Origin of the sequence: Acetobacterium sp. KB-1, from assembly GCF_003260995.1 — a bacterium.
Lineage (GTDB): Bacteria > Bacillota > Clostridia > Eubacteriales > Eubacteriaceae > Acetobacterium > Acetobacterium carbinolicum.
Map to the genome: position 1 here is coordinate 2,855,859 of NZ_CP030040.1, position 25,352 is coordinate 2,881,210.

24 protein-coding genes are annotated in these 25,352 nt (G+C 43.3%); 23 read left to right on the top strand and 1 reads right to left on the bottom strand.

Features of this window, described 5'->3' with window-relative positions; genetic code table 11:
- Positions 1–30: 30 nt before the first annotated feature.
- From DOZ58_RS13290 to DOZ58_RS13340, 11 genes are all read left to right on the top strand, one after another.
- Positions 31–510, top strand: coding sequence for a CatA-like O-acetyltransferase (locus DOZ58_RS13290; RefSeq protein WP_111888725.1), 480 nt, complete (start codon positions 31–33; stop codon positions 508–510).
- Between the two features lie 139 nt (positions 511–649).
- Complete coding sequence (locus tag DOZ58_RS13295; RefSeq protein ID WP_111888726.1) at positions 650–991, top strand: DUF3796 domain-containing protein; 342 nt, start codon at positions 650–652, stop codon at positions 989–991.
- A 2-nt stretch (positions 992–993) separates the two neighbouring features.
- Positions 994–1,203 (top strand): helix-turn-helix transcriptional regulator, encoded by a 210-nt coding sequence (locus tag DOZ58_RS13300; protein WP_111889773.1) that lies wholly within the window; start codon positions 994–996, stop codon positions 1,201–1,203.
- Positions 1,200–2,087 (top strand): M23 family metallopeptidase, encoded by an 888-nt coding sequence (locus DOZ58_RS13305; protein ID WP_242988510.1) that lies wholly within the window; start codon positions 1,200–1,202, stop codon positions 2,085–2,087. Before DOZ58_RS13300 ends, DOZ58_RS13305 begins: the two co-directional genes overlap by 4 nt.
- Positions 2,088–2,406: 319 nt before the next feature.
- Positions 2,407–3,447: a helix-turn-helix domain-containing protein gene (locus tag DOZ58_RS13310; protein WP_111888728.1), complete on the top strand. Its 1,041-nt coding sequence runs from the start codon at positions 2,407–2,409 to the stop codon at positions 3,445–3,447.
- A 248-nt stretch (positions 3,448–3,695) separates the two neighbouring features.
- On the top strand, positions 3,696–4,469 hold the full coding sequence (locus DOZ58_RS13315) for an ABC transporter ATP-binding protein (RefSeq protein ID WP_111888729.1): 774 nt from the start codon (positions 3,696–3,698) through the stop codon (positions 4,467–4,469).
- A 1-nt stretch (position 4,470) separates the two neighbouring features.
- A complete protein-coding gene (locus DOZ58_RS13320) occupies positions 4,471–5,583 on the top strand; it encodes an ABC transporter permease (protein WP_162624520.1) in 1,113 nt (370 codons plus the stop codon).
- A gap of 1 nt (position 5,584) precedes the next feature.
- The gene (locus DOZ58_RS13325) at positions 5,585–6,844 is read left to right on the top strand and encodes an ABC transporter permease (protein WP_111888731.1); all 1,260 of its coding nucleotides are present in this window, start codon (positions 5,585–5,587) and stop codon (positions 6,842–6,844) included.
- A gap of 74 nt (positions 6,845–6,918) precedes the next feature.
- Positions 6,919–8,058 carry a sensor histidine kinase gene (locus DOZ58_RS13330; protein ID WP_111888732.1) on the top strand — a complete coding sequence of 380 codons (1,140 nt, stop codon included), beginning with the start codon at positions 6,919–6,921 and terminating at the stop codon, positions 8,056–8,058.
- A gap of 14 nt (positions 8,059–8,072) precedes the next feature.
- On the top strand, positions 8,073–8,702 hold the full coding sequence (locus tag DOZ58_RS13335) for a response regulator transcription factor (protein ID WP_111888733.1): 630 nt from the start codon (positions 8,073–8,075) through the stop codon (positions 8,700–8,702).
- Positions 8,703–8,796: 94 nt separating this feature from the next.
- The gene (locus DOZ58_RS13340) at positions 8,797–11,538 is read left to right on the top strand and encodes an HAD-IC family P-type ATPase (protein ID WP_111888734.1); all 2,742 of its coding nucleotides are present in this window, start codon (positions 8,797–8,799) and stop codon (positions 11,536–11,538) included.
- 110 nt (positions 11,539–11,648) lie between these two features.
- Here DOZ58_RS13340 and DOZ58_RS13345 read toward each other — a convergent pair whose 3' ends face one another.
- On the bottom strand, positions 11,649–12,242 hold the full coding sequence (locus DOZ58_RS13345) for a TIGR00730 family Rossman fold protein (RefSeq protein ID WP_111888735.1): 594 nt from the start codon (positions 12,240–12,242) through the stop codon (positions 11,649–11,651).
- A 264-nt stretch (positions 12,243–12,506) separates the two neighbouring features.
- On the opposite strand from DOZ58_RS13345, the gene DOZ58_RS13350 reads away from it, so the two are divergent.
- The 12 genes from DOZ58_RS13350 (at position 12,507) to DOZ58_RS13405 (ending at position 25,352) form a co-directional block, all read left to right on the top strand.
- A complete protein-coding gene (locus DOZ58_RS13350) occupies positions 12,507–13,397 on the top strand; it encodes a metal ABC transporter solute-binding protein, Zn/Mn family (protein WP_111888736.1) in 891 nt (296 codons plus the stop codon).
- Positions 13,394–14,161 (top strand): metal ABC transporter ATP-binding protein, encoded by a 768-nt coding sequence (locus DOZ58_RS13355; protein WP_111888737.1) that lies wholly within the window; start codon positions 13,394–13,396, stop codon positions 14,159–14,161. Before DOZ58_RS13350 ends, DOZ58_RS13355 begins: the two co-directional genes overlap by 4 nt.
- Before the next feature lies 1 nt (position 14,162).
- Positions 14,163–15,023: a metal ABC transporter permease gene (locus DOZ58_RS13360; RefSeq protein WP_111888738.1), complete on the top strand. Its 861-nt coding sequence runs from the start codon at positions 14,163–14,165 to the stop codon at positions 15,021–15,023.
- Complete coding sequence (locus DOZ58_RS13365) at positions 15,020–15,478, top strand: Fur family transcriptional regulator (RefSeq protein WP_111888739.1); 459 nt, start codon at positions 15,020–15,022, stop codon at positions 15,476–15,478. The genes DOZ58_RS13360 and DOZ58_RS13365 overlap by 4 nt, the downstream gene beginning before the upstream one ends.
- Positions 15,479–15,570: 92 nt before the next feature.
- Complete coding sequence (locus DOZ58_RS13370; protein ID WP_111888740.1) at positions 15,571–16,866, top strand: MFS transporter; 1,296 nt, start codon at positions 15,571–15,573, stop codon at positions 16,864–16,866.
- 27 nt (positions 16,867–16,893) lie between these two features.
- Positions 16,894–17,712 carry a glycerophosphodiester phosphodiesterase family protein gene (locus DOZ58_RS13375; protein ID WP_111888741.1) on the top strand — a complete coding sequence of 273 codons (819 nt, stop codon included), beginning with the start codon at positions 16,894–16,896 and terminating at the stop codon, positions 17,710–17,712.
- Between the two features lie 228 nt (positions 17,713–17,940).
- The gene (locus DOZ58_RS13380; RefSeq protein WP_111888742.1) at positions 17,941–18,756 is read left to right on the top strand and encodes a glycerophosphodiester phosphodiesterase family protein; all 816 of its coding nucleotides are present in this window, start codon (positions 17,941–17,943) and stop codon (positions 18,754–18,756) included.
- A gap of 174 nt (positions 18,757–18,930) precedes the next feature.
- Complete coding sequence (gene def, locus DOZ58_RS13385) at positions 18,931–19,386, top strand: peptide deformylase (RefSeq protein WP_111888743.1); 456 nt, start codon at positions 18,931–18,933, stop codon at positions 19,384–19,386.
- Positions 19,387–19,424: 38 nt separating this feature from the next.
- Positions 19,425–20,327, top strand: coding sequence for a YafY family protein (locus DOZ58_RS13390; RefSeq protein ID WP_111888744.1), 903 nt, complete (start codon positions 19,425–19,427; stop codon positions 20,325–20,327).
- A gap of 72 nt (positions 20,328–20,399) precedes the next feature.
- Positions 20,400–20,867, top strand: a complete 468-nt coding sequence (locus tag DOZ58_RS13395; protein ID WP_111888745.1) for a VOC family protein — start codon at positions 20,400–20,402, stop codon at positions 20,865–20,867.
- A 122-nt stretch (positions 20,868–20,989) separates the two neighbouring features.
- Positions 20,990–21,541 carry a GNAT family N-acetyltransferase gene (locus DOZ58_RS13400; RefSeq protein WP_111888746.1) on the top strand — a complete coding sequence of 184 codons (552 nt, stop codon included), beginning with the start codon at positions 20,990–20,992 and terminating at the stop codon, positions 21,539–21,541.
- A 208-nt stretch (positions 21,542–21,749) separates the two neighbouring features.
- Positions 21,750–25,352, top strand: coding sequence for a radical SAM protein (locus tag DOZ58_RS13405; protein WP_111888747.1), 3,603 nt, complete (start codon positions 21,750–21,752; stop codon positions 25,350–25,352).

A 25,352-nucleotide genomic window follows, 5' to 3' on the forward strand; every position in this document is an offset into this window, starting at 1 on the left:
ACCTCCTGGTATTATACTAAGTCCAGGTTTTTGTCCGCACCCCCGCAGTCGGAATTTCGAGTTGCAAAAACAGCGGATAAGCTGGAGTATTATGAGGTTTTACACCCCTCCTATGCCTGTTTTCACGAGGATGACAAAACGATGTCGAACATGTGGACAGAATTTGATCCGGATTTTGAAAGCTTTTATCAAAACTACATGAATGATCAGAAACAATACTCCGGAAACCACGGGATTCTGGCAAAACCAGAACTGCCACCCCCCAACAGCTTTATGGTTGGGATGCTACCGTGGACACAGTTTAGCAGTTACTCACCGGTACCTTATGCCAAGGCGGATTATTATTTTCCCGTTTTACAGGCCGGTAGATTCTTTGAAAAAAGCGGCCGAAAAATGATGCCCTTTTCGATCACCGTTCACCATGCCGTTGCTGATGGCTATCATGTGAGCTTATTCCTGGAAAAATTTCAGACTGCTATGAATCATCCCGAACAATGGATCAGGTTATGACGAAAGTTGTGGCCTTTTTTTATTTGGGCAGACGACAGATTGCAAAAGCTGTTTTAAATGCGATCAGGTTTATTGACATTAATCTAATGATGTGGTATATTTCTAACATGATGTTATAAATATACCACATGGAGGCAAGATGAAATTGAATCGACTGGGATTTTTATCACTACTTTCACTGTTGGGCATACTGGGGTTATTTGTTGATAATAGTGGTCTGCTGGGCTTCTTTGGTTTCTTATACTATCTTCGTTATTTTTTTGTAATCCCGGATGAGCTGTTTCAGGAGAATGTCAGGAAGGCCGCAAGTATCGGATTTTTTACAGGAGTTGCTGCAACTGGTTTAGTCTTTGCATTGCGCGTCGTGTTACCGGTTTCTATAGCGCCAAGTGTCGCATTGGCGACTACTTTTATTGTTTCGGTAGCTTGCTTCACTATTGCCCTAGTGGTGTTTGAAATTAGAGAACAGCGGGGAATATGAAGATGGCTCTGATTACAAAAATACGCGAGTATCGGGCCCGGTACAATCTGACCCAGGATGAGCTGGCAACCCGGGTGGGGGTGCGGCGGGAAACCATTGTCAATCTGGAGCGTGGTCGCTATAATCCGTCGCTTAAATTAGCAATGGATATTGCCAGGGTTTTTGTCACCACGGTGGAAGAATTGTTTATCTTTAGTGACGAGGTGAAATGATGAAGCAATGGATTAACTGGTGTGGTAAACTAAAATTTTTGGGATTGCTCGGATTGCCGGGTCTTTTCTTTGACGACAAAATTTTTGATATTTTCTGGTTGTTCTGGCTGTTTGGTTTGGTTGAAATATTTAATAATCTGCCGGTATTTGTTCAGTCGATTAAACAATTTGGGGGGATGTTGATTATTCCACTGCGTTATCGTTCGCGGCTTCCCAATCCTAACAATTATGTCAGCCCGATTAAATATTCCCTACCGTTTTCAGGCGACTGGATGGTGGTTAACGGTGGCATTGAGAAAGCGTTTTCTCATTCCTGGAGCGTTCCGACTCAACGTTACGCTTACGACTTCCTGATCCTTGACGAAAACGGTAAAAGTTTTCAGGGCGATCATCAAAACGTCAGCAATTATTATTGCTATAGCAAACCGATTTTAGCTCCTGCTGATGGGAACGTAGTTGAAATCGGCAACGACTCACCCGACAGTCGCGTTGCCGGAAACGGCCAGATCGATTGTGCTGGCCGTGATATCCGTGGTAACTACCTTTTGATTTGTCATGCCAAAGCGGAATACAGTCTTTTGGCCCATTTGCAGCCAGGCAGTATTGGTGTTAAAGTCGGAGACACCGTCAAGCGGGGACAGATCATTGCCTATTGTGGAAATTCGGGCAACAGCTCCGAGCCTCATCTCCACTTTCACCTTCAGAATGGAATCAGTTCTTTTTATTCGGCAGGGCTTCCCATTGAATTCACGCAGTTATCCGTCAAACCCACGCCCAACTATTCCGTTTATGATTCCCGCCCGGTGCCAGCGCTTACTTATCAATCGAAAAATCACATTGCCCGCGGTCAAACGGTGGTAAATAGAAATGATCCAGCGCAGTAAAAAGGACACGGGTTTTAAAGATTTCCGATGGTGATCGTATTTTCTGAATCAAATTGGAAACACGACCCTGATTACATCAAATGCGGAAATGGATAGCTTCACTATTTCCCGAAACGAAATTATTGGGAAGTTTGAGAGCAGTGAGAGAACCTCTGGCTATTCCATGCAGATCTGCCTTTGCAGCTTCTTTTCGCTGAACATAACGGTTGGTTAATAATACCAAAAGAATCATGACAATGCTTCACTTGTGAGGAACCGGAATTTTTGCTATGCTAGTTAACAAAGGTCCAGTGCATTTATCTGATGGGAGAAGCAACACATGAAAATAAACAAAGTAATACGAAAGTATCGAAAAGAAGCAAATCTTACTCAGGAACAGATCGCAAATTGTCTGGGCGTATCAGCTCCGGCGGTAAACAAGTGGGAGAATGGAATATCATATCCAGATATTACTTTATTATCACCACTTGCCCGGGTTTTGAAAATTAACATTGATACATTATTGTCCTTCAACGAAGAATTAACGGATAAAGAAATTGACCTGCTGGCAAATGAAATAGCCGAGTTGGCCCAAAATGCGGGTTATCAGCAGGCGTATGAAAGAGGTGCAGATCTCATTAAAGAATATGCTACTTGTGATCGACTCATTCTTTCGATTACAAGTATTTTAGATTGCTTTCTTACTCAGGGCGTGGAAAATCAGGATGGATATGAGGCGCAAATTTTGCTCTGGTATGAATTAATAGCCACAAGCGAGAAACAAGAAATTGCGTCCATGGCAGCGGCTTCATTGGTGTCAAAATATACAAGTAAGCAAGAATTTGAAAAAGCGCAGCAACTGATCGATCGTATTCCACCAGCGGGTTATGATAAACAACTTATTCAGGCGATGCTTTTTAAAAATCAGGGTAAAAACGAAAAAGCTTATGAAATTTATGAGCGGATGTTATTAAAGAATGCCAATGAGTTATGGAACATTATCCAATTAATTATTCGCTTACTATCCCAGGAAGAAGCCTTTAATAAAACGAAAAGATATATCGATTTAGGTAAAGAAGTCGTTCAATTGTTTGATTTGGGAGCCTATAGTGAAAATACGACAGAACTTTTTCTTGCCATTGAACGGCGTGAAACAGAGAAAAGTCTGGAAATCTTAGAACAAATGGTTTCGAAAATTGAAACCATTTCTGATTTCAGAAAATCGGATTTATACACCCACATTAAGTTTAGGGAGCCACGTGGATCGGATTTTGACATGGCAAAATTGATGCTGAAAAGAGGACTGGAAAGCGATGAAGAAAGCGCATTCTTTAAAGATGAACCGCGATTCAAAGCCATTCTTAAGGCCTTAGATCATTAAGGGGTGTTTATTACCCAGTTGCTAATGCTAGCAACTGGGTTTGTTTCTGGAAAATTTCAGGATGCCATGAATCATCCTGAGCAATGGATCTAGGTTATGACGAAAGTCATAGCCTTTTATTTCTTTTTGCACTATGTAAGCCGTTCCCAAAATGATATCTTAATCATGAACAATCTGTGGTGATCAAAGAATCGGGCAGATTATGGCGTGAGATAGATAAAAAGTGTGATAGAGAAAGGATATTAATTATGGGAGATGCAATTGTAAAACTGGAAGGCCTGACAAAAAAATATGATGGTAAGGCTGTCGTCGATCATGTTTCACTGGAAATTCGGCAGGGGGAGATTTTTGGCTTGCTGGGACCAAACGGTGCTGGTAAAAGTACGACGATGAATATGATCTGTTCGTTAGTGAAGCCAACCGCCGGTAAAATCAGGCTGTTTGGAAAAGATGTCCAAACCGATATGAAGGCGGCTAAAGAAAGGCTCGGCTACATTCCCCAGGAACTGGCCATTCATGGCAATCTGAAAGCCTGGGAAAATGTCGAGCTGTTTACCTCTCTTTATGGAGTAAAGGGTAAAGAACTAAAAAAAGCAATTGATGATTCCTTGGAATTTGTGGGATTAAAGGATAAACGCAATGTCTTTTGTAAGAATTTTTCCGGCGGCATGAAACGCCGACTAAACATTGCCTGTGCCATCGGACATCATCCGGAGCTGTTGATTTTTGATGAACCCACGGTGGGGATTGATCCCCAATCCCGAAATTTTATTTTAGAAAAGATAAAGGTTGCCAATGAACAGGGGGCCACCATTATTTATACCAGCCACTATATGGAAGAAATCGAAGCAATCTGTTCCCGGATTGCGATCATGGATAATGGCAAAATCATTGCCATGGGAACCAAAAAAGAACTAACTGAACTGGTCACAGCGGAAACTGACTCGACAATGAGCCTGGAAGAGGTTTTTCTAACCTTGACCGGCAAGAAGCTACGCGATTATGCTGAGGGAGAGATGTGATATGCCACTGATACTGATTAAAAATAACATGAAACTGATGTTTCGTAATAAGTCCTTTCTGCTGTTGATGATCATTATGCCGATCATTGTCATTGCCCTTTTGTCCAGTGCCTTTAAGGACATGATGGCAGCGGCCCGGGATATTGATCCCTTTACAGTAGGGTACCGGATCACGGCGAATAGCCCGTATCAAACCTATCTGCCGGAACTTAAAAAGGCAAGTGCCAAGAATGATGTAACCCTAATTGAATATCCGGAAGGTGAGATAAAAAAGCTGATTGAAAATGAAACCGTGTCTGCTTTTGTGGATATCCAGGATGACGATTATATCGTGTATCAATCAAGTGCGAAGAAAGCCGAGGCATTGGTTTCAGAAAGTCTTTTCGACAATTTCTTTTATCAGGTGGATGCCAATACCGCCCTGGTAACCGCCCAGATGAAGAAAGGACTTGTCGATATAAAATTGCTGGAAACAGATCGCGAAAGGGCGTCCCGGGAAGTGCTCTCAGTCGAGCCAATGCCCACCTCCACCGATTATTATGGCATTATTTACATCGTCTTCTGGAGCTTCTGCGGGATTATTCCGTTGGCCGCAGTGATCGCCAGCGAACGAAAAAATGCGATACCGCAGCGGATGCGGGTGTCGCAGATGAGCAAGACGCAGTTATATCTGGCAAAATTTGTGCCCTGTTTTCTGGTAACCTTTATGGCCATGGCGGTGGCCGGGACAATTTCGGCGCTACTCTTTCAGGTGCATTGGGGCGCATTACCGGCTTCAGTAGGGATTATCCTGCTTTCTACCATGGCAGCCGCCGCTTTTGGGGTTTTTCTTTATCAGTTATTCAACAAGGTGGTTGTTAGTGTGGTCGTGGGCTTTTCACTGACCTGGATACTGGGATTATTTGGCGGTTCCTTTGATCCGTATATGTATGAAGACTTTTCGATTACGCTAATGAAGGCATCGCCCCTTTATTATGTCAACCGGACCCTGGTGGAATTTTCCACCAAAGGATACAGTGATTATGTTGGGATCTGTCTGATTTATCTGATTGGTCTGATTTTAGTTTTTGGAATACTGGGCAGTATGCTGATGAACCGGAAAGTGGAGGAATAGAATGAACGGCTTTGTTACGATGGTAAAAACTAATCTGAAGCTGTTGCTTCGAAATAAGGGCTATCTGGCACTGGTGCTGCTGCTGCCGATTTTATCGGCGGGTCTGCTTTCGTTGCAATTAGGTGGTGAAGTGTCAATGAAGGATGACACCTCGTATATGGTTCAAACGATTGAAGATCGGGCGGACAGCATTACCAGTATTGAGAATACCAAACTGATGGTTAAGCTGTATGATAACAGCAACACCGAAACATCAGACTATCTGGCCCAGGAACTGGCCGGTTCAGGCCTTTTCCGAGTTTTTCGTTATAATCAGGAAGTGGTTGATCTGCCGACGGCAAGACAGGAAAGTATTGATGGCGCCGGAAAGAGCAATATCGGTGCGGTGGTCTATATTCCTAAGGATTTTGAAGCCGATCTGTTAGCGGGGGGAACCGGAAAGCTATCGCTTCTGGAGATTAAAAGTGACGGACGAAATGCCTTGTTAAACAGTAATGTCAATACCTATCTCAATTTTATCATGAAGGCGACGGAAACAACCGGCTATGATAAGACTGCCCTTGATGCGATGCTTAGTGAACTGAAAGAGAGTAAGCTTAATAAAAAAATTGAGGCGGTGGAAATCGGAAATAGCCTGACATTAACCAGTCAGCAGAACCACCAAAGCACCCGCATTGGTTATTCAATTGCAGTGCTGACAATGGGTTTTCTGTTCTGTGGAGTCTTTATTGCCGATATTATCGTTAGAGAAAGAAACAATCAGGTCTATAACCGGATATTTCTATCAAAAGCCAGTATTCTCAATTATGTTTTGTCAAAAATGGCCATGATCTTATTAACGGTCGGGATCCAGACAACTATTTTAGCCATGGCAACGCCGCTACTGGTGAGTACTGATTTTGGCATCCCCTTTCCCAGTTATTTGTTTCTGGTTTTTGGTCTGGGCTTATGCATTAGTACCCTTTCAGTGGTCATTGGCACCCTGGTAGGGAATACCATGAATGCGACCTACGCCGTCTTTGCCATCTGGATTGTGTCAAACATCATGGCCGGCTTGTACTTTCCTATCACCAGTGCGGCTCAATGGTGGGTAAAAGCCTCACTGCTGATTCCCCAGCGGTGGGTGATCGTCGCTTCAGAAATGTTGATGACTGGCGAAACCGGGGTTTATGCAATGTACGGGCTGATTGTCGGCAGCTATCTGCTGATCCTTATGGCCGGCACCTCGATTGGCATCATGGTTGGAAAAAAGGATTATTAAACAATTGCATTGAAGTGAAAATCGAAAATGTGATAGAATGTTCGTAAAGTAAAGGTGGATGGGAAGTCAGACAGATGTTTGAAAAGATGAAGGATAACTATTTCTCGATGATGAAATTTTGCTGTCTGACGGTCATGCTGGCATATGTGATTGTTGACGGTGAGAAATCATTTCAAGTGATCAGCCAGGAGGGGTTTTGGCTGGGATTGTTTGTGGTGGTATCAACCCTTTATGAGTTGCTGGATAAGGAAAAAATCGGCTGCTTGCTTACTGAAATAATCTTTGCGATAGGGATCTTCGTTTTATTTAGGGAAAGTAGCATCGGTTTTTATTTAATTCCGGTGGTGGTATTGGATACGGTGGTTTATTTTAAACTGCCCCTCGTCGTCGGCTTGATGGTCTTTGCCGGTGTCCTTTTTCATCCCCCGGATTTAGCCGTTTATATGATTTATAGTATCTTTATTAGTGTTATTTATTTTCAGAATCATGTGCTGATCAAGCGGTATCAAGATAAGCTGGAAAATTATGAGCAGGAAGAGTTTAAACTAAAGGATTCCATTTCGGACAAAGACTTGCACTTTAAAAAGAAACTGGAACAGAACAGCCTGCATTATAAAAATCAAATCCTTACCGAACGGGCCGGAATTTATCAGGCCTTGCATGATAAGCTGGGGCACAGCATTAACGGTTCCGTTTATCAATTGGAAGCCAGTAAGGTGCTGATTCATAATAAACCGGAACAAAGCAGTCGGATCATTCAGGCCGTCATTGATACCTTAAGAGAAAGCATGGATGAAATCCGCTTTATCTTGCGGAAGGAAAAACCGGAGCACAAAAAGGTGGCCCTGCATCAGCTTCAGGGATTGTGCGAAGAATGTCGGGAAAAATATGGCATTCAGGCGATCTTGCGACTAGAGGGGGAAGATAAAGAGATCCCCGATCACATTTGGGAAGTGATTCTGGATAATGCCATTGAAGCCGTTTCCAATGCCCTTAAATATGCAAAATGCTCCAGACTGGCCATCGAATTGGTGGTTATGAACAAAATCGTCCGTTGCAGTATTTATAATAATGGCACAAGCTGCGAAACAATTGTCGAAGGAATGGGGATTCAGGGAATGAAAGACCGCACCCGGAAAGTAAGTGGTCTGATTGATATTGATGGTCAAAACGGATTTCGGATCAATATGATTTTTCCATTAACTTCCGCTTAAGAAAGGCGACAGACATGACTAAAATAAAGGTAATCATTGTTGATGACTCTGATTTTGTACGAGACGGCATGGGCATCATCTTGGGTGTCGATGACGAATTTCAAGTCGTTGGCTGTGCTAAAAATGGCAGAGAGGCGCTGGAATTTGCCCAGAAAGAAAAACCGGATGTTTTTTTGATGGACATCCAGATGCCGGAAATGGACGGCATTGCCGCGACCAAAGAGATTGTTGCAAAAGGTTTGGGAAAGGTGCTGATTCTGACCACCTTTGATGATCGCGAGCTGGTGGAAAAGGCGATGAAAAATGGGGCCGACGGATACCTGATCAAAAATCATACTCCGGAACAATTAAAACAGAGCATTAAATCCGTTTATCATGGGGTTCATTTTCTTGACAGTCAGGTGCTTGATAAATTTACCGAACCGGAAACAAAATGCAGCACCGGTTTTGACGGCAGTTTGTTTACCGTCAGAGAGCTGGGGATTATCGAAGCCGTAGCCAACGGCTTATCGAATAAGGAAATTGCCGAAAAACTTTTCTTAAGTGAAGGCACTGTTAAGAATTATATCAGTGTGATTCTGGACAAGGGCAATCTTTCTCACCGCACCCAAATGGCTATTTATTATTTAACCGGCCGACGATAAGCAGGAAAACTCAGCCACTCAACTAGAAAGATGTTGTATTTTAACGATTTGGGGTATCCAATAAGTAAGTATAGTCTTATTTGGAGGGTACTTTATGCAAGAACAAAAGAAAAAACAGTCGCAGACAGAAAATTTTATCCGAAAAAATTGGCATGCTCTTGAAGAAAAGGTTGTTTTTAAAGCGTTAGAGAGTAATCCGGCCGGGCTTGAACCTGGAGAAGCAGCCAGTCGGCAGTCCGCTTATGGTAAGAATGCGTTACCGATGAAAAAGTTGCCGTCGATCTGGACCATTCTGCTTCATCAAATTAAGAATCCGCTGATCTTTATCCTGATTGCGGCGGCAATTTTATCGCTGGCGTTAGGCGATGCCAAGGATGCTATTTTTATTCTGATTGTCATTATTCTAAACAGTGTTTTAGGTGCCTACCAGGAGTACAATGCGGAGAAGAGCGCCGCCAGTTTACAGAATTTGCTTAAGATTAAGGCCAACCTCAGGCGGGGCGGAAAAGAGGTTGAAATTGATTCAGAGGAGCTTGTTCCTGGAGATATTGTTTTACTGGCATCGGGAGACAAGGTACCCGCGGATTTGCGCCTGCTGGAGGCTAAAAATCTCGCGTCAGATGAAAGTTTTCTAACCGGCGAATCCATCGAAGCAAGTAAAAAAGTAGGTCGGTTGTCCGAAAATATGGGCATCGCTGAACGAACGAATATGGCTTATGCCGGCGCCGTAATTACATCGGGCCGGGGAACGGGTATTGTGGTTGAAACAGGGACAAACACCGAAGTTGGTCAAATAGCCGAGCAACTCAGTGAGTCTGAAAGTGCAAGCCCGCCGCTGGTCACGCGGATGGAAAAATTCACCAAACAAATTAGTGTGGTGGTTTTACTCATCAGTGTTTTTTTAGCTGTTCTGCTAAGACTGCAGGGGCTTGATTTTGCGGCCATCTTCTTTGTAGTGCTGGCCCTGGCGGTTTCAGCGATTCCCGAAGGGCTTCCGGTAGCACTAACAGTGGCACTTTCGATTGCGGCATCCAAAATGGCAAAACGCAACGTCATTGTCAGAAAACTACCAGCGGTGGAAAGTCTGGGTAGCTGTACCGTGATTGCCACCGATAAAACAGGTACACTGACGGTTAATCAACAAACAGCACGGCAGGTTTTTTTGCCAGATGGACAAGGGTTTCACATCTCAGGCCAGGGCTATAATGGTGAAGGAAGTCTTGAGACCGAACAGAAAAATCAGATCTCGGATCAGCAGCAGATACGTTTAGAAAAGTTGGCGGTTTCTTTTGTCATGGCAAATGAAGGAACCCTAACACAAGAAAGTGGTGCCTGGACGCATCACGGCGATGCCATGGATGTGGCATTTTTGGCACTGGGCTATAAGCTTGGGATATTACCGGAAGCGGTAAAGTCTGAAAACAGGCTGCTGGAGATGATTCCCTATGAATCGGAACGGCAATTTTCAGCGGCCTTTTATGAGAAAGAAAGCACAACCTTTGTTGCGGTTAAAGGTGCCGTTGAAAAGATACTAAAGTTTTGTGATCAAATGGCAAATCAGGATGAAACGGTTTCTCTCGACCCGACAACGATTGAAAAACAGGCTGAAGCGCTGGCTGCTCAGGGTTACCGGGTATTGGGAGTTGCGGGAGGCAAACACCCGGGATATGAAAAAAAGGACCAGTATGAAGATGAGGATTTGCCAGAAATGGTTTTTCAGGGGTTGGTTGCCTTTATTGATCCGTTACGACCAGAAGTGGCTGATGCGGTGGACGAATGTAAGCAAGCCGGAATAAAGGTGATCATGGTTACCGGCGATCACCCCAAAACGGCAATGGCCATTGCCAATGAGGTGGGGATTGTCGAGCCCGATGAGGCAGTGGTAACCGGGAAAAAATTAAGTCAGGCAGGATCTTTGGTTGATGCGGAATTTAAAAGTCTGGTTAATTCAACCCATGTCTTTGCCAGAGTTTCACCCAAACAAAAATTGGAAATTGTTGAAGTTCTGATTAACCAGAACGAATTTGTGGCCGTTACCGGTGACGGGGTTAACGATGCCCCGGCGTTAAGACGGGCAAACATTGGGGTTGCCATGGGCTCCGGTACGGATGTTGCCAAAGAGATCAGTTCGATGATTGTAACAGATAACAATTTTGCTTCGATTGTATCCGGTGTGGAAGAAGGGCGCTTCGCCTATGATAATGTGCGCAAAGTAATCTATCTGCTCATTTCAACTGGTGCGGCTGAAGTTGCTCTTTTTCTAGCGGCGATCTTCACCGGGATGCCCTTACCCTTAATTGCGGTTCAGCTACTTTGGCTTAATCTGGTTACTAACGGTATCCAGGGTGTGGCTCTGGCTTTTGAAGATGGCGAGCCAGGAGCCATGAAAAGGAAACCCCGAAAAACCGATGAGAAGATTTTTAATCCCCAGATGATTAGTCAAACAGTGCTTTCAGGCGTTACCATGGGAACCATCGCTTTTGGGTTCTGGTATTACCTGATCATTCTCCAGGGGTGGGATCATATGGCGGCTCGAAATATCGTGCTCCTATCAATGGTATTGATGGAAAATGTCCATGTCTTTAATTGTCGGTCGGAATTTTCATCAGCATTTAAAGTTCCAATTAGCCGTAATTACATATTGGTGATGGGCGTTTTAGCTGCTCAGGGGATTCATATTCTGAGTATGCATCTTCCTTTTATGCAACAAACACTTGAGATAGAACCGATTTCAATTTTTGAATGGTTGGTGGTTTTTGGCTTTACCCTGCTACTCTTAGTGGTCATGGAAATTTATAAAATCGTCCGCAGGAAAATGAACGCAGCACTCAGTTAAAATTAGCAAAGATACAGAAAAAAAGAGGTTTAACCGAAAACGCCATTGGAATTGGGATTCCAATGGCGTTTAGTGGGCACTTAATTTAGGGCAATGTTTTTTTTTGCATTTTATTTTATCGTGGCCGGATCCAATTGCTGCCACTTGTTGCCCAGAACAGGCGGGGTATAGTGAATCATTTGACGGATCAATTCGTCGGGGTCTGTTGAGACCAGCACCAGCTTTGTGTTGGACGGGTTCATAAAACCTTCATTGACAATGTTTTGCATCATTGCAATAAAGGAATCAAAAAAGTTTGAAATATTGAAAATCCCAATCGGTTTTTTATGAATCCCCAGTTGTGCCCAACTAAAGGTTTCAAATAATTCTTCGAAGGTCCCCACCCCTCCGGGAATGGCAATAAAACCATCAGATAAGTCGGCCATGGTTTGTTTGCGTTCATGCATGTTTTTTACTTCAATAAAACGAGTCAAATGGTCGTTAATCACTTCGTTGGGGAAAAGGCCTCCGGGCATAACCCCTGTGACACAGCCACTATTGTCTAACATATGATTGGCGATTTCGCCCATTAGACCAAATTTTGATCCGCCGTAAACTAATTCAATGTTGTTCTTGACGAGCACCAGACCCAATTTTTTTGTCATTTCTTTGTACTCCGGACGAACACCGAGATTGGAGCCGGAATAAACACAAATTCTTTTCATAATGATGACCTCCTGAAATATGAATGCTAAAGCTAGCAATTATTCTACTTATATCTTAAAATAAGAATATTTAAATGAGATCTTAAATTATAACAAACAAAACCGTGATATGACAAGTTATATTTAGCAGATGCTTAAATAGTTTACAGCAATATTCGACTAATAATCTTTGTATAATACCATTGACACAAAAGAAGCGTAGGCTTACAATTAATATGCAAATACAAATCATTTGCATATTAACCAAAAGAAGGTGGTAGGAAAATGAAAAAGATGAGAACATTGCGTGTTTTATCGGGATTAATTCTGGCCGTTTGTCTGTTATTATTAGTAAGTGGCTGCAAGAGCGGCAAAGAAACTTCAGCGATCAGTAATGGTGAGGATAAAAAGCCAATCGTGGCCGTGACCATTGTACCGGAAAAAACTTTTGTGGAAGCCGTTTGCGGCGATCTGGCGGAGGTTATTGCATTGGTACCGCCGGGAAATAGTCCGGAAAATTATGAACCGACGCCTCAGGAAATGGAGAAATTCAGTCAGGCAGAAGTATATTTTACTATCGGCGTACCAACGGAGGAAGCAAACATCTTACCAAGTGCAGGAGAGGTTAAGATCGTTTCATTACAGGAAGCAGCAAAGGCTGTTTATCCCGAAAGATTATTTTCCTCGGGCGAAAGAGATCCCCACATCTGGCTTTCACCAAAGCGGGTGGAGGTAATGGTAGAAACCATTGCAAAAGAAATGTCAGCACGAGATCCTGAGAATCAAGCGGTTTATCAAAAAAATGCCGAAGATTATATTGCCAAACTTAAGGCTTTAGATCAGGAAATAACCACCGCTCTGGCACCGGTTCAAAATAAAAAAATTATTGTGTATCATCCGGCATTTGGTTATTTAGCCGATGATTATGGGCTGGAAATGATTGCCCTGGAAGAAGAAGGCAAGGAAGCAACCGCTCAGCAGCTTCAAGCGATCATTGACCTGGCAAAGAAAGATAATATTAAGGTTATTTTTTATCAGGCCGAAATTGATAGTAGTCAGTCTCAGGCTTTTGCCGATGAACTCGGTGGAAAAACGGTTCAACTAGCTCCGCTGGCGGAAAATTATATTGAAAATCTACAAACGATGGCAAAAACGATGGCCGAGGTTATGCAGTGAAAAATAAAGTCGTACAGGTGGATAATTTAACCGTCTACTATGGACAAACACCGGCAATTGCCGGTGTTTGTCTTGATGTTTATGAAGGTGAGTATTTAGGGATCATTGGACCCAACGGCGGTGGAAAAACAACGTTGCTAAAAACAATTTTAGGAATCAACCCGCCAACGGAGGGAACCGTCCAGATATATGGAGAGCCGATTGCGAAAAAACGGATACTGATGGGGTACGTTCCTCAGTATGCAGCCATGCATAAGACATTTCCGATTACGGTATTTGAAGTGGTTTTAACCGGTCGGATCAAAGCTGGCTTTAAACCCTTTTTTCATTACTCGGAAGAAGATAAGGAGATCGTCGTGAATTTATTGGCAAAGGTTGGGCTTAGTGATCTGGCAGACCGGCAGATTTCTCAGCTTTCAGGGGGAGAATTTCAAAAGATGTTAATCGCCAGAGCATTGGCAGTTAAACCGAAACTGCTGCTTTTGGATGAACCCACAGCCAGTGTCGATGCGGTATCACGTGAGCAAATATATGGTCTTTTAGAGGAACTCAACAAAGAAATGACGATCATTCTGGTGACCCACGATCTGCTTGCCGTATCCTCTTATGTGGGGCGACTAGCATGTTTGAATACAAAATTGGTTTATCATGGCGAGCCTGAATTGACGGAAGATGTGGTTAACCATCTTTACGGCTGTGCAGTTGATCTCATTGCCCATGGCGTTCCTCATCGGGTACTAAAGGATCACGGGGAGGATTGCTGAGATGTTAGATGCATTATCTAAATATCAATTTTTACAGAATGCTTTTTTTGCCGGGATTTTAGCCAGCATAGTTTGTGGGTTGATCGGAGTAATCATTGTTGAGCGAAAACTGGTAATGATGAGCGGCGGCATTGCCCATACGGCCTATGGTGGGGTTGGTTTGGGCTATCTGCTAGGTTTTGAGCCGATTATTGGGGCCTTTGTTTTTTCAGTCTGTGCCGCGTTGGGAATTGGTTATATTAATAAAAAGGGCGGAGCTGAATCGGATGTTGTCATCGGTCTGTTCTGGTCAGTTGGTATGGCACTGGGGATTTTTTTTATTGCCTTGATGCCCGGCTATCCGCCTGATTTGAGTTCCTATCTTTTTGGGAGTATTCTATCGGTTACACGCTTTGATCTTTATTTGATGATCGGCTTAACACTGATTGTCGTTTTTGTGGTGGTGGTGTTTTTTAATCATTGGAAGGCCTATCTGTTTGATGAGGAATTTGCTACTATTTTAGGTGTTAATACGACAATACTAGAGTATGGTCTTTTGATTCTGGTGGCAATGACCGTGGTGGTGCTGATTCGGGTTGTCGGAATTATTCTGGTTATTGCCTTGCTGACCGCCCCGGCGGCATCAGCGGGAATGCTTAGCTCAAATTTCAGAAATCGGATGTTTTATGCTATAATATTAGGGATTATCTTTTGCCTATCGGGCATGTGGATTTCGTATGAGATGAACATTGCTTCAGGTGCGACGATCGTTATTCTGTCAGTGGGATGTTATTTTTGTTTGTATCTGGGTCAGGCAATCAGACGCAAAATAAATCGGAACGCTCAGAAAAGTCGAAGTAAGCGGAATGAGGAAATCAAATGAAAAAGTTGGATATCCGTGAAGAACTGAAAAACAACGGCATGAAATCGACAAAACATCGGGTGGCGATTCTGGAGATACTGATAAAAAATGATCAGCCTGTTTCAGCCGAGAATATATTTTTTGACATACAGAAAATGGATGTGTCCATCAATTTGTCAACCGTTTATCGAAATCTTGAAGCTTTGGCAGAAAAGGGACTGGTGACAAAATTAAGTTTGTCGGGGGACAACCGTTCGGTGTTTGAGTATAATAAAATGGTTCATCGGCACTATCTGATTTGTTTGGGTTGTAAAAAGATCCTGGCCATTGAGCATTGTCCCATTAAAAGCTATGAACATCAAATTGAAGACGAAACCGATTATGAAATTGTTGGACACAAACTGGATCTTTATGGTTATTGTCCTAAATGTAAAAAAAATAATCCCGGCTATCAGCCAAAAAATTCGCAGGACTGAATTATGAAGATTTGTTAAAGATTTGTTAAGCGCATTGATAAAGTATACCGTGGATGCTATACTTTTTTCATGAAGAAAAAAGGAGCATATTGATGAAGCTGGATTACCGACTCACTGTTTTAGTAGGCCTGGGTTTTATGACTGTTAGTGCATTTTGGAGCCTGTATGATTTTGTGATTCCAATGATTATGTTAAAAGCCTTTGAATTTGGTGATACCATGGCTGGTGTGGTTATGTCCCTTGACAATGTTTTGGCGTTGTTTATGTTGCCTCTATTTGGGATGCTTTCGGATAATACCAGTACCAGGATGGGGAGACGGATGCCCTATATTTTAGGCGGTACGGCAATGGCAGTGGTCTCCATGCTGATCATTCCCTATGCGGTGATGGCCAATAAACTGGGGTTGTTTATTGTCGCCTTGGCTTTAGCACTGTTATCAATGTCCCTTTATCGATCACCGGCAGTGGCCCTGATGCCTGATGTGACACCAAAACCGCTTCGCTCCAAGGGCAATGCAGTGATTAATCTGATGGGTGCCGTCGGCGGGATTATGGTTTTGGCGATGGTCGCACTGCTGGCACCAGACAAAGCTAACATCAACTATTGGCCGCTGTTTTTGGGAACGGCCGGTGTTATGGTAGTGGGTGTCATTATTCTTAAACTGACCGTCAATGAACCGGCAGAAGTTATCAAAATGCGTCATAACAGTGCGACTTTGGGGATTGATGTTGAAGAAGCGGAGCATGACGATACCCTGGTCACTCATGAAAGACTTCCCAAAGAATATCGAAAGAGTCTGATTTTTATCCTTTTGTCGGTCGCCTTATGGTTTATGGGATATAATGCGGTAACCTCGGCCTTTTCTAAATATGCCATGGTTTCGTTGAATATGCAGGAATCCCAGTCGGCATCGATTTTAATGGTGGCCAGTATAGCCGCCATCATTTCTTTTATTCCAGTTGGGATTCTTTCTTCTCGGATTGGACGAAAGAAGATGATCCTTGTGGGTGTGGTGGTGCTGGCCACGGTTTTTGGAACATCGGCATTCTACACGGGATTTAATCCCCTGCTGTTTGTGTCTTTTGCTCTGGCTGGGATTGCCTGGGCGGCGATTAATGTCAATTCTCTGCCAATGGTGTTGGAAATGTCCAAGGGAGCCAACATTGGTCGCTATACCGGTTATTATTATACGGCATCGATGGCAGCTCAGGTGATTACACCGATTATTTCCGGTGCACTACTGGAACATTTGGGATATCATACCTTAATGCCCTATGGGGCTTTGTTTGTCGGGCTGGCATTTTTAACGATGATGATGGTGAACCATGGCGATTCAAAACCGATTATCGGGCCATCCAAGCTGGAGTTATTTGATGTGGCAGACTGATGATTTAGAGAAACGACGAGGCAGAAGATGATCATCATTATAACAATGGTAACCGTTGGCGTAATACTTTTATATCTGTTTATGATTTCGCCGGCTCAGTTGCCCCCCAATTCAGACACGAGACTCTGGCAATATCATTACGCCCATCGCGGCCTTCATAATAAGGATCGGTCGATTCCGGAAAACTCGGTGTTAGCCTTTGAGAAGGCCGTTGAGGCCGGATATGGGATGGAGCTGGATATCAATCTCAGTGCCGATGGACAGGTGGTGGTTTTTCATGATGACAATCTTCTGCGGGTCTGTGGTGTGGATAAATTGATCACCGATTGTTCCCTGATGGAACTTTTAGGATATCGCCTGGAACAGACCGGTGAAGGGATTCCCCTTTTGACGGATGTTTTGAAACGGGTCAATGGCCAAACACCACTTATCGTAGAGTTGAAAAACACCAAAAATTGGCAGCTGCTTTGTGAAAAAGCCGCAGCGATTCTGGATCATTATCCGGGCTCTTATTGTGTGGAGTCTTTTCATCCCGGCATTGTCCGATGGTTTTACAAAAATCGGCCGCTGGTGATCAGAGGACAGCTATCAGCTAACCATCGCAGCTTTGAAGAATTGCCGGTATGGCAAAGTCTAATGATTGCATCAATTCTGACAAACGTGGCGGCCCGTCCTCATTTTGTGGCCTATGACCATAAAGATGCCCATCATCGGCTCAGTCTTCGTCTTTTCCGCCAATTAGGCGGTAAACTGGCTGGTTGGACAATCCGAGATACGGATGATCCCCTGCGGTGCATGAGGTTTTTTGATGTAATTATCTTTGAATTTTTCAGACCAGCGGTTTAAAAAACAAGATTTTACAGAAAATAGTCTAAATACTAATCTATTTTTAATGAAAGATTGAGAAAATAGTAGGGTAAATAAAAGAACATGGGTTTATAATAGATACTAGCGGTAAAAAAGAAGTGATCAGGTTATTGTGAAACAGACAAACAACCTAGTGTTTTTGCGATCGCAAAAATTTAAGAGAAAGGGACTGATTTGAATTAGATTAGCAAAAGTAGGTAAGGTTACATGACAGTGTATATCGTGGCAGGAATAGCCATATTTATCATTTATATTTTGTTGCTGCTCCCGGGCAGGATGCCAAAGGAAGTCGATGATCGATTGTGGACCAGTTATTATGCCCATCGGGGCTTGCACCAAAAGGATAAGACAATCCCAGAAAATTCGATGGCAGCCTTTAAAAAAGCAGTCGATGCCGGCTATGGAATTGAAATGGATTTAAATCTTACCGCAGATGGAAAAATCGTTGTGTTTCACGACGATAATTTATTACGTTTGTGTGGAGTGGAGCGGTTAATAACCGATTGTACCTATGAGGAATTATTGGCCTATAACCTGGGAAACACGGAAGAGAAAATCCCTCTGTTTGACGAGGTTCTGAGAATGGTGGATGGTCGGGTTCCCTTAATTGTCGAACTGAAAAATACGAAATATCTCAATGAACTCTGTGCAAAAACAGCAAGTCAGCTTGATGAATATGACGGGCTTTATTGTGTCGAATCTTTTCATCCTTTAATTGTAAGATGGTTTTATAAGAATCGGCCTGATGTAGTAAGAGGGCAGCTTTCAGTCGGTAGAAAAAGTCTCAAAGGGCTGGATGTTAAGTTCTGGCAATGGTTGTTAATTATTTCATTTGGAACCAATTTTATCACGCGCCCGCATTTTATGGCATTCTGTCACGGGGATGCCCGGCGGAAATTGGGTCTTAGCCTGTTCCACTTGTTGACCGGAAGGCTGGTCGGATGGACAGTTCAGGATACCGATGACATTGAGTATTGCAAGAAAAAATTTGATGCAATTATCTTTGAATATTTCGAACCATGAGTTTAAGGCAAAAGGTCGTAGCAGATCAGGGGATGTGCTAGGCCTTTTTTGGGTTAAAGGAGTAAAGATTCCAAGAATTCTTTTTTATACTATTTAAAGAGCAGCGCTCATTGACAGACTTCGATTTTCACAATATACTTGAGAAAAGTAAGTAAAATTAATCAGGAGGAAGCAATGGCAATACGACAACTTCGGCTTGATGAGGATCCAATCCTCAGAAAAAAATGCAAAGAAGTAAACGAAATCGATGAAAAAATACAAATGATTCTTGATGATATGCTAGAAACATTACAGAGTATTCCCAATAGTGCTGCAATTGCCGCCAATCAGGTGGGTATCCTAAAGCGATTGGTGGTTATTAATATGGGTGAAGGGGTGATAAAACTGGTTAATCCCGAAATCATTGAGACCAGTGGCGAACAGGAGTGCACAGAAGGTTGTCTGAGTTTTCCGGGAAAATTTGGAACGACCATCCGTCCCCAAAAAGTTACTGTTAAAGCGCGCAATGAAAAGGGTGATGAAATCATCATTGACGGCGAAGATGATTTGGCCAAGTGTTTTTGCCATGAATTGGATCATCTGGATGGGGAAGTATTTATTGATAAGGTGATCACATTTCTTGACGTTTAAATATGGACCTTTAAAAGGTTTTAATAAAAGGATCGCATATGAAAATTGATCGGCTAATCGGGATACTATCGATTCTTCTACAGCAAAAAAAAGTGACGGCTCCTTACCTGGCAGAGATGTTTGAAGTCTCCCGCCGAACCATTAATCGGGATATTGAAGACATCTGCAAGGCTGGAATTCCGCTGACGACAACCCAGGGAGCAAACGGCGGGATCGCCATTATGGAAGGCTATAAGATCGATAAAACGCTATTATCATCAGCGGAGCTGCAGTCTATATTGGCAGGACTTAAGAGTCTGGACAGCATTGCCGGAACCAATCAATATCGGCAATTAATTGATAAACTGGCAGTGCGTGGGGGAGTGACCCAGCCGGATAATCATCTTGTTATTGATCTGTCCTCACACTATAAAAATTCATTGGCCCCCAAATTTGAAACCATTAAAAAAGCCATTGATCAGAGGCAGGTCATTTCTTTTTATTACTATTCACCAAAAGGCGAAAGCAGCCGACAGATTGAGCCTTATTTGATTGTCTATCAATGGTCATCCTGGTATATCTGGGGCTATTGTCCGGAGCGTTGTGATTACCGACTTTTTAAGCTCAATCGGCTCTGGAACCTGCAGGTGCTGGATGAGACCTATGAGCCCCGGATTCTGCCAGAATATAACACTCAGAAGCAATTGGCCATGCCCAGCCAGATTCATCTGGTGGCAGAATTTGACCCCGCTATGAAATGGCGGCTGATTGATGAATATGGGATGGACTCTTATCAAATGACCAGGGAAGGAAAACTCCGCTTTGAATTTTATTTCTCAAGCCAAGAAAATCTTTTTAGTTGGCTGCTGAGCTTTGGTGATGGGGTAGAATTAATAAAACCTGAAGCACTAAGAGAAGACATTTTGATGATTGCGAAAAAAATTGCTGAAAAATACCAGTGATTGATTTAAACATGACAGACTGGTGTCGTGATTAGTCAGGTAGAATAAACTAAAAACAAGGAGGATTAAGAAATGAAATTTGAAGCACCGATGCTGGTGGTGGATGATATCAATCGTTCACGGGCTTTTTATTGTGATGTTTTTGGTTTGGAAGTGGTGATGGATTTTGGTGAAAATATTACCTTTAACGCAGGATTTTCGCTGCAGGATAAAGCGCTTTGGGCGAAATTTATTAATGCCGACGAAAAGTCGATTGTCTATCGGGGTAACGATATGGAGATGTACTTTGAAGAAGAAAATCTTGATGACTTTTTAAAACATCTGAAAAGTTTTGAAGGGATAAACTATTTACACGATGTCGAGGAAGCCGCCTGGGGGCAGCGAGCCATCCGCTTTTATGATCCGGATTACCATATCATCGAAGTGGGCGAAAGTATGGCCATGGTTTGCCGGCGTTTTCATGACCAGGGGATGACGGTGGATGCCATTGTGGAGCGGACCATGATGCCAGCGGAAGCGGTTAAGAGTTTTCTATTATAAATAAGCTTAAATTTAATCTAAATAGGAGAATCCCTTATACAGAAATGTGAAGGGATTCTTTTCCGTTGTTTTTAGAAATGTTATAATAAAATAGTTGAAATTGAGAAAAGAAGGATATAAATATGAGCAGAGACATTATCATCCGTAGGGCGAAGGCCTCAGATGCACAAGACTTACTGGGCATTTATGCGCCCTATGTCAGAGAAACCGCGATTACCTTTGAATATACCGTCCCGTCCCTTAAAGAATTTAGTGAACGAATAAATAAGACCTTAACTAAATATCCTTTTTTAGTGGCCGTGCATGAAGCGCAAATTCTTGGCTATGCTTATGCTTCGGCGTTTAAAAACCGGGCCGCCTATGACTGGGCGGTGGAAACCACCATCTATGTCAAACAGGACAACCGTCAAAGCGGGGTGGGAAAAAAACTCTACCAGAACTTAGAGGCAGTTTTGAGAAAGCAGAACATTTGTAATTTGTATGCCTGCATTGCCTATCCCAATCCCGGGAGTATCGGTTTTCATGAACACCTGGGCTTCCAAACCATTGGTCATTTTTCAAAATGCGGTTATAAATTTGAAACCTGGTATGACATGGTCTGGATGGAAAAAATAATTGGTGAGCATGGTGCCAATCCAAAATCAGTTATCCCCATCACTGAATTGGAGGCGTAAATAGTTAAACCGGGCTTCGAGTCGGTATTGCCGATGTCATTATTGGGCGCAGTATCAAGTAAAATTTTTAAAATAGGGAAAGCTAAAAAGTGCAGCGGATTTAACAAAAAAGCAATAGACAAATCACAAAAAAAAGAATACACTGTGAATAAAAAAATTTACGAAATAGATCTTAACGATGCATAAAAATTAAACTTGGAGGCGCATAGTGAAAACGATCAACTTAAAACTGATGCTGATTCATCGTGGAACACGGACCCATTCGATCACTCAAATTGAGCCCATCGGTCATATGTCATTGGCGGAAATGATGGCCAGTAAAGGACTTGATGTAGCTGTTTTTTCCGGCGAGCTGTTAAGAGGACTGGAATTTCTGGATCGGAGTGGCGCGGATAAAAATACGGTGGTGGGTTTATATTGTGATTATGAGAATCAGTCGGCCGTTTTAAGTTTTACCAAAGAAATAAAAAAGCGCTATGGTGCCATTGTTTTTATCGGCGGGCCCCAGACGGTGGGTTTGGGTGAAGACTTTTTGCGCGCCAGCCAGGCCGATGCGATTATGCGGGGAGAAGGTGAGTATTCCCTTTACGAAGCGATCCACGCCATTCAAAATGAAGCAAGAGAACGATGGGAAAATATCTCCGGTATGTGTTCATTTCGGAATGATGGCAGCTATTATGATAATGACATTTATCCAGCCATTGAAAATTTAGACGAATTGCCAATCATCACCGGTACAATTAAATCTGCCCAGCATCAGGGCATTAATCATATGGCAGTCATGTCAGGACGAGGGTGTCCTTTCCACTGCTCTTTTTGTTATGAGGGGGGAAACAGCAAGAACGTCCGGCGCCGCAGTGTTGAAAATGTGATGAAAGAAATCCGCTGTCGGCTTAAACAAAACCCCAATGTGAAGTACATCTTTTTCGGCGATGATACCTTCACCCTGGACAAGGAACGGGTGCGGACTTTTTGTGACCAACTCAAAGAGTTGCGCAAAGAACACGATTTTGTCTGGTTCGCCGATGCCCACGTCAATATTGTCATCAAGTATCCGGAAATTGTAAAAATGATGGTGGATGCTGGTCTGGTGCGGATGCAGATCGGCATTGAGAGCTGTAACCAGCATATCATTGATATTTATAACAAAAAAATAAAGCGGGAAGGACTTTTTGACGTCATCGAGATCTGTCACGCCGCCGGATTGCCTCAATTGGTGGGGAACATCATCATCGGCGGGGCACTGGAAACCCGGGAAACCCTGGATTTTACCTTTGATACGGTTAATGAAATGATTAAAGCTGGTCGGGGGATGGTAGAAGTCGTCAGCACCTTTTATATGCCCTTCCCGGAAACCGCGATGTCAAAAGATCCCGCAGCCTTCGGGATTATTGTAAAGGATGAAAAAGCCCTTACATCGGTGGGTGATTTTCCGGTGATTGAAACTAAAACTCTGAGCATCGAAGAAATCTGTGCGGCTCGAAATGCGTTTTTCGAAGAAAATATCAGACTGATGCGAAAAATGCTAAACGATGGCGAAATTCCTGATGCGGTCATTTTACAAAGCTATGCGCTCAGTGAAAAATACGGTCTCAGTGGGATGTGGCAGGGACTGGCCTATTCCCGGTACCCCTATTTTGATGCCCAGTATAAAGCCCGCGTTCGTGGGGATAAGCTGACGAAAGATTATCCCGGAGAGACGGTGTTTGCGACGCACCCGCAACGGATCGCTCTGCTTTCTCTGACCCCCGAGCTGGCGGCAGAAATTCCGGCGTTAAACGGATTTGTTTATTCTCCCTTTGAATTTGAAGTTTTAAAATATAGCTCCGGAAAACTGGCGATGTTTGAGATGGCCAAAATACTTTTTCCGGAATACCAGAAGAGCTTTGAGAATTTTGACGCGTTTAAGTTGCATCTGCTAGATACTATCAAAAAACTCGAAGCTGTCGGTATGTGTGTATTGTCAGGTTCACTGAGTGCGAAAGTGGCAGATAAAGAATGGGAGAATCGGGGAGAAACAGTGAAAAAAACAGTTGAGGATGTTGTGAAAAATAAGTTTATGCTGTTTAAGTTATCAACCATTGGGATGGAAATTGCCGGCTTTAGCCGAAACGGTGCCTTTCTGGGTATCTATGGTCTGGCAAGCTATCTGGATTCGAAGGGTTATGACACCATTGTTTGTGAATGCCGACCAGATCAGGCGATCGATTATTTGAAACGATACCCCTTCAACGAAATTTGCGGTATTGGCTTTTCGGTAGACTTTGAAAATAAGCATGTGGTTAAAAAAGTCAGTGCGGCAATTACACAAATGCATAATATTCCAGTGCTGATTGGCGGACCCGAAGCCATTTCTCTGGATGAAGACGATCTGCGTCAGTCTCAAGCGGTAGCCATTGTCAGAGGCGAAGGTGAACTGGCAATGGTGGCGGTTCTCAATGCCTTAAAAGAAAACAGAAGCCTGGATGGGATTGCCGGAATCTGTTATCTCAACGAAAAAGGTGAGTATATCGATATGGGCGAAGGTCCAGTGGTAGAGAATCTGGATGAACTACCGTTTCCGGCCTATCATAAAAGCATTACTCCGATTGATTATGCCAGCCTTTATCTCATGAGCAGCCGGGGCTGCCCCTATCATTGTGTTTTCTGCCATGAAGGAGCCTTGAAGCGGCCAATGCGGCAGCGGAGTGTAGCAAACGTTATTGCCGAAATGAAACATTTTCTCCTTAAATACCCGGAGCTCAGTTATTTTAAATTCTGTGACGACACCCTGGTCACCGACCCTAAATGGCTGGATACCTTTTGCCGTGAGGCTAAAGCGCTTCAGGCCGTGAAACCCTTTCAGTTCTATTGTGAGGCTGATGTGGTGTCCTTAAGCAGGCGACCGGAAGTCCTTAAGTTGATGGTGGATGCCGGCCTTAACCGGCTTCAAATTGGTATTGAAACCGTGGATAAGGCGATGCTCAAGATTTATCGTAAAAATATTTCACCGGAAATGGTGGAAACTGTTGTTAAAGCGGCCTACGATGCCGGGGTGCAGCAGGTCTTCGGAGCGTTGTTAGTGGGTGGTCCCTTTGAAAATCGTGAGCACATTGAAAAAAACAAGGCCTTCGGCGCCAAACTGTTGCGATTGGGCCCGGGGATGATGGAAATTGCGCCCAGTATTGTGATGCCCTACCCGATGACCGATATTGGGCTGCACCCCGATAAATACGGGCTGACAATTTACGATAAACAGGGACTGGGCTGTATTTCTGATTACCCGATTATGGATAGCGAAACCATGGATCGTCGGGAGATCATGGCGGCCTATCAAGAATACCTTCAGAGCTTTGTCGATGAGATCAAGATCATGCTTAGCGATGGCGAACTGGGTCATGAGGATATTTTAAGGTGCTATCAAACATCGATGGCTTCAAATGGGCCCAAATATTGGATTAATATTATTTCTCATCATAAGCCGACCTTAACCGCTTATTACACGATGCTGGCCCGGGAATCCGCCAGCCGGGTTATCGATGTCGATCCGGCTGAGCTGCCGAATTGGCGACCTCAGCGAATGATTGAGATGTGGCGGGATGTCGATTTTTCCCAGGGCTATCCACTGTTATGGGGTGAGGCATTGTCACCCTTTGAATACGAAATTATGAAATACTGTACCGGCAAAAGTACCATCTTTAGCATTGCTGAGATCCTTTATGAGCGATTCGGAAAACCATTTAATGAGGGTGTGGATGAATTAATGGAGCGGATCATTGAAACTCTGAAAGTTTTTGATAAAAAATATTGGTTGCTTGTTGTTCCGTACTAG

What these genes read in the sequence shown, in the direction of transcription:
- DOZ58_RS13370 (WP_111888740.1), top strand. Translation starts at nt 15,571, where the DNA reads ATGAAGCTGGATTACCGACTCACTGTTTTAGTAGGCCTGGGTTTTATG.
- DOZ58_RS13390 (WP_111888744.1), top strand. Translation starts at nt 19,425, where the DNA reads ATGAAAATTGATCGGCTAATCGGGATACTATCGATTCTTCTACAGCAA.
- DOZ58_RS13320 (WP_162624520.1), top strand. Translation starts at nt 4,471, where the DNA reads ATGCCACTGATACTGATTAAAAATAACATGAAACTGATGTTTCGTAAT.
- DOZ58_RS13345 (WP_111888735.1), bottom strand. Translation starts at nt 12,242, where the DNA reads ATGAAAAGAATTTGTGTTTATTCCGGCTCCAATCTCGGTGTTCGTCCG.
- DOZ58_RS13360 (WP_111888738.1), top strand. Translation starts at nt 14,163, where the DNA reads ATGTTAGATGCATTATCTAAATATCAATTTTTACAGAATGCTTTTTTT.
- DOZ58_RS13305 (WP_242988510.1), top strand. Translation starts at nt 1,200, where the DNA reads ATGATGAAGCAATGGATTAACTGGTGTGGTAAACTAAAATTTTTGGGA.
- DOZ58_RS13300 (WP_111889773.1), top strand. Translation starts at nt 994, where the DNA reads ATGGCTCTGATTACAAAAATACGCGAGTATCGGGCCCGGTACAATCTG.
- DOZ58_RS13375 (WP_111888741.1), top strand. Translation starts at nt 16,894, where the DNA reads ATGATCATCATTATAACAATGGTAACCGTTGGCGTAATACTTTTATAT.
- DOZ58_RS13315 (WP_111888729.1), top strand. Translation starts at nt 3,696, where the DNA reads ATGGGAGATGCAATTGTAAAACTGGAAGGCCTGACAAAAAAATATGAT.
- DOZ58_RS13325 (WP_111888731.1), top strand. Translation starts at nt 5,585, where the DNA reads ATGAACGGCTTTGTTACGATGGTAAAAACTAATCTGAAGCTGTTGCTT.
- DOZ58_RS13380 (WP_111888742.1), top strand. Translation starts at nt 17,941, where the DNA reads ATGACAGTGTATATCGTGGCAGGAATAGCCATATTTATCATTTATATT.
- DOZ58_RS13295 (WP_111888726.1), top strand. Translation starts at nt 650, where the DNA reads ATGAAATTGAATCGACTGGGATTTTTATCACTACTTTCACTGTTGGGC.
- DOZ58_RS13350 (WP_111888736.1), top strand. Translation starts at nt 12,507, where the DNA reads ATGAAAAAGATGAGAACATTGCGTGTTTTATCGGGATTAATTCTGGCC.
- def (WP_111888743.1), top strand. Translation starts at nt 18,931, where the DNA reads ATGGCAATACGACAACTTCGGCTTGATGAGGATCCAATCCTCAGAAAA.
- DOZ58_RS13395 (WP_111888745.1), top strand. Translation starts at nt 20,400, where the DNA reads ATGAAATTTGAAGCACCGATGCTGGTGGTGGATGATATCAATCGTTCA.
- DOZ58_RS13365 (WP_111888739.1), top strand. Translation starts at nt 15,020, where the DNA reads ATGAAAAAGTTGGATATCCGTGAAGAACTGAAAAACAACGGCATGAAA.
- DOZ58_RS13340 (WP_111888734.1), top strand. Translation starts at nt 8,797, where the DNA reads ATGCAAGAACAAAAGAAAAAACAGTCGCAGACAGAAAATTTTATCCGA.
- DOZ58_RS13400 (WP_111888746.1), top strand. Translation starts at nt 20,990, where the DNA reads ATGAGCAGAGACATTATCATCCGTAGGGCGAAGGCCTCAGATGCACAA.
- DOZ58_RS13310 (WP_111888728.1), top strand. Translation starts at nt 2,407, where the DNA reads ATGAAAATAAACAAAGTAATACGAAAGTATCGAAAAGAAGCAAATCTT.
- DOZ58_RS13335 (WP_111888733.1), top strand. Translation starts at nt 8,073, where the DNA reads ATGACTAAAATAAAGGTAATCATTGTTGATGACTCTGATTTTGTACGA.
- DOZ58_RS13330 (WP_111888732.1), top strand. Translation starts at nt 6,919, where the DNA reads ATGTTTGAAAAGATGAAGGATAACTATTTCTCGATGATGAAATTTTGC.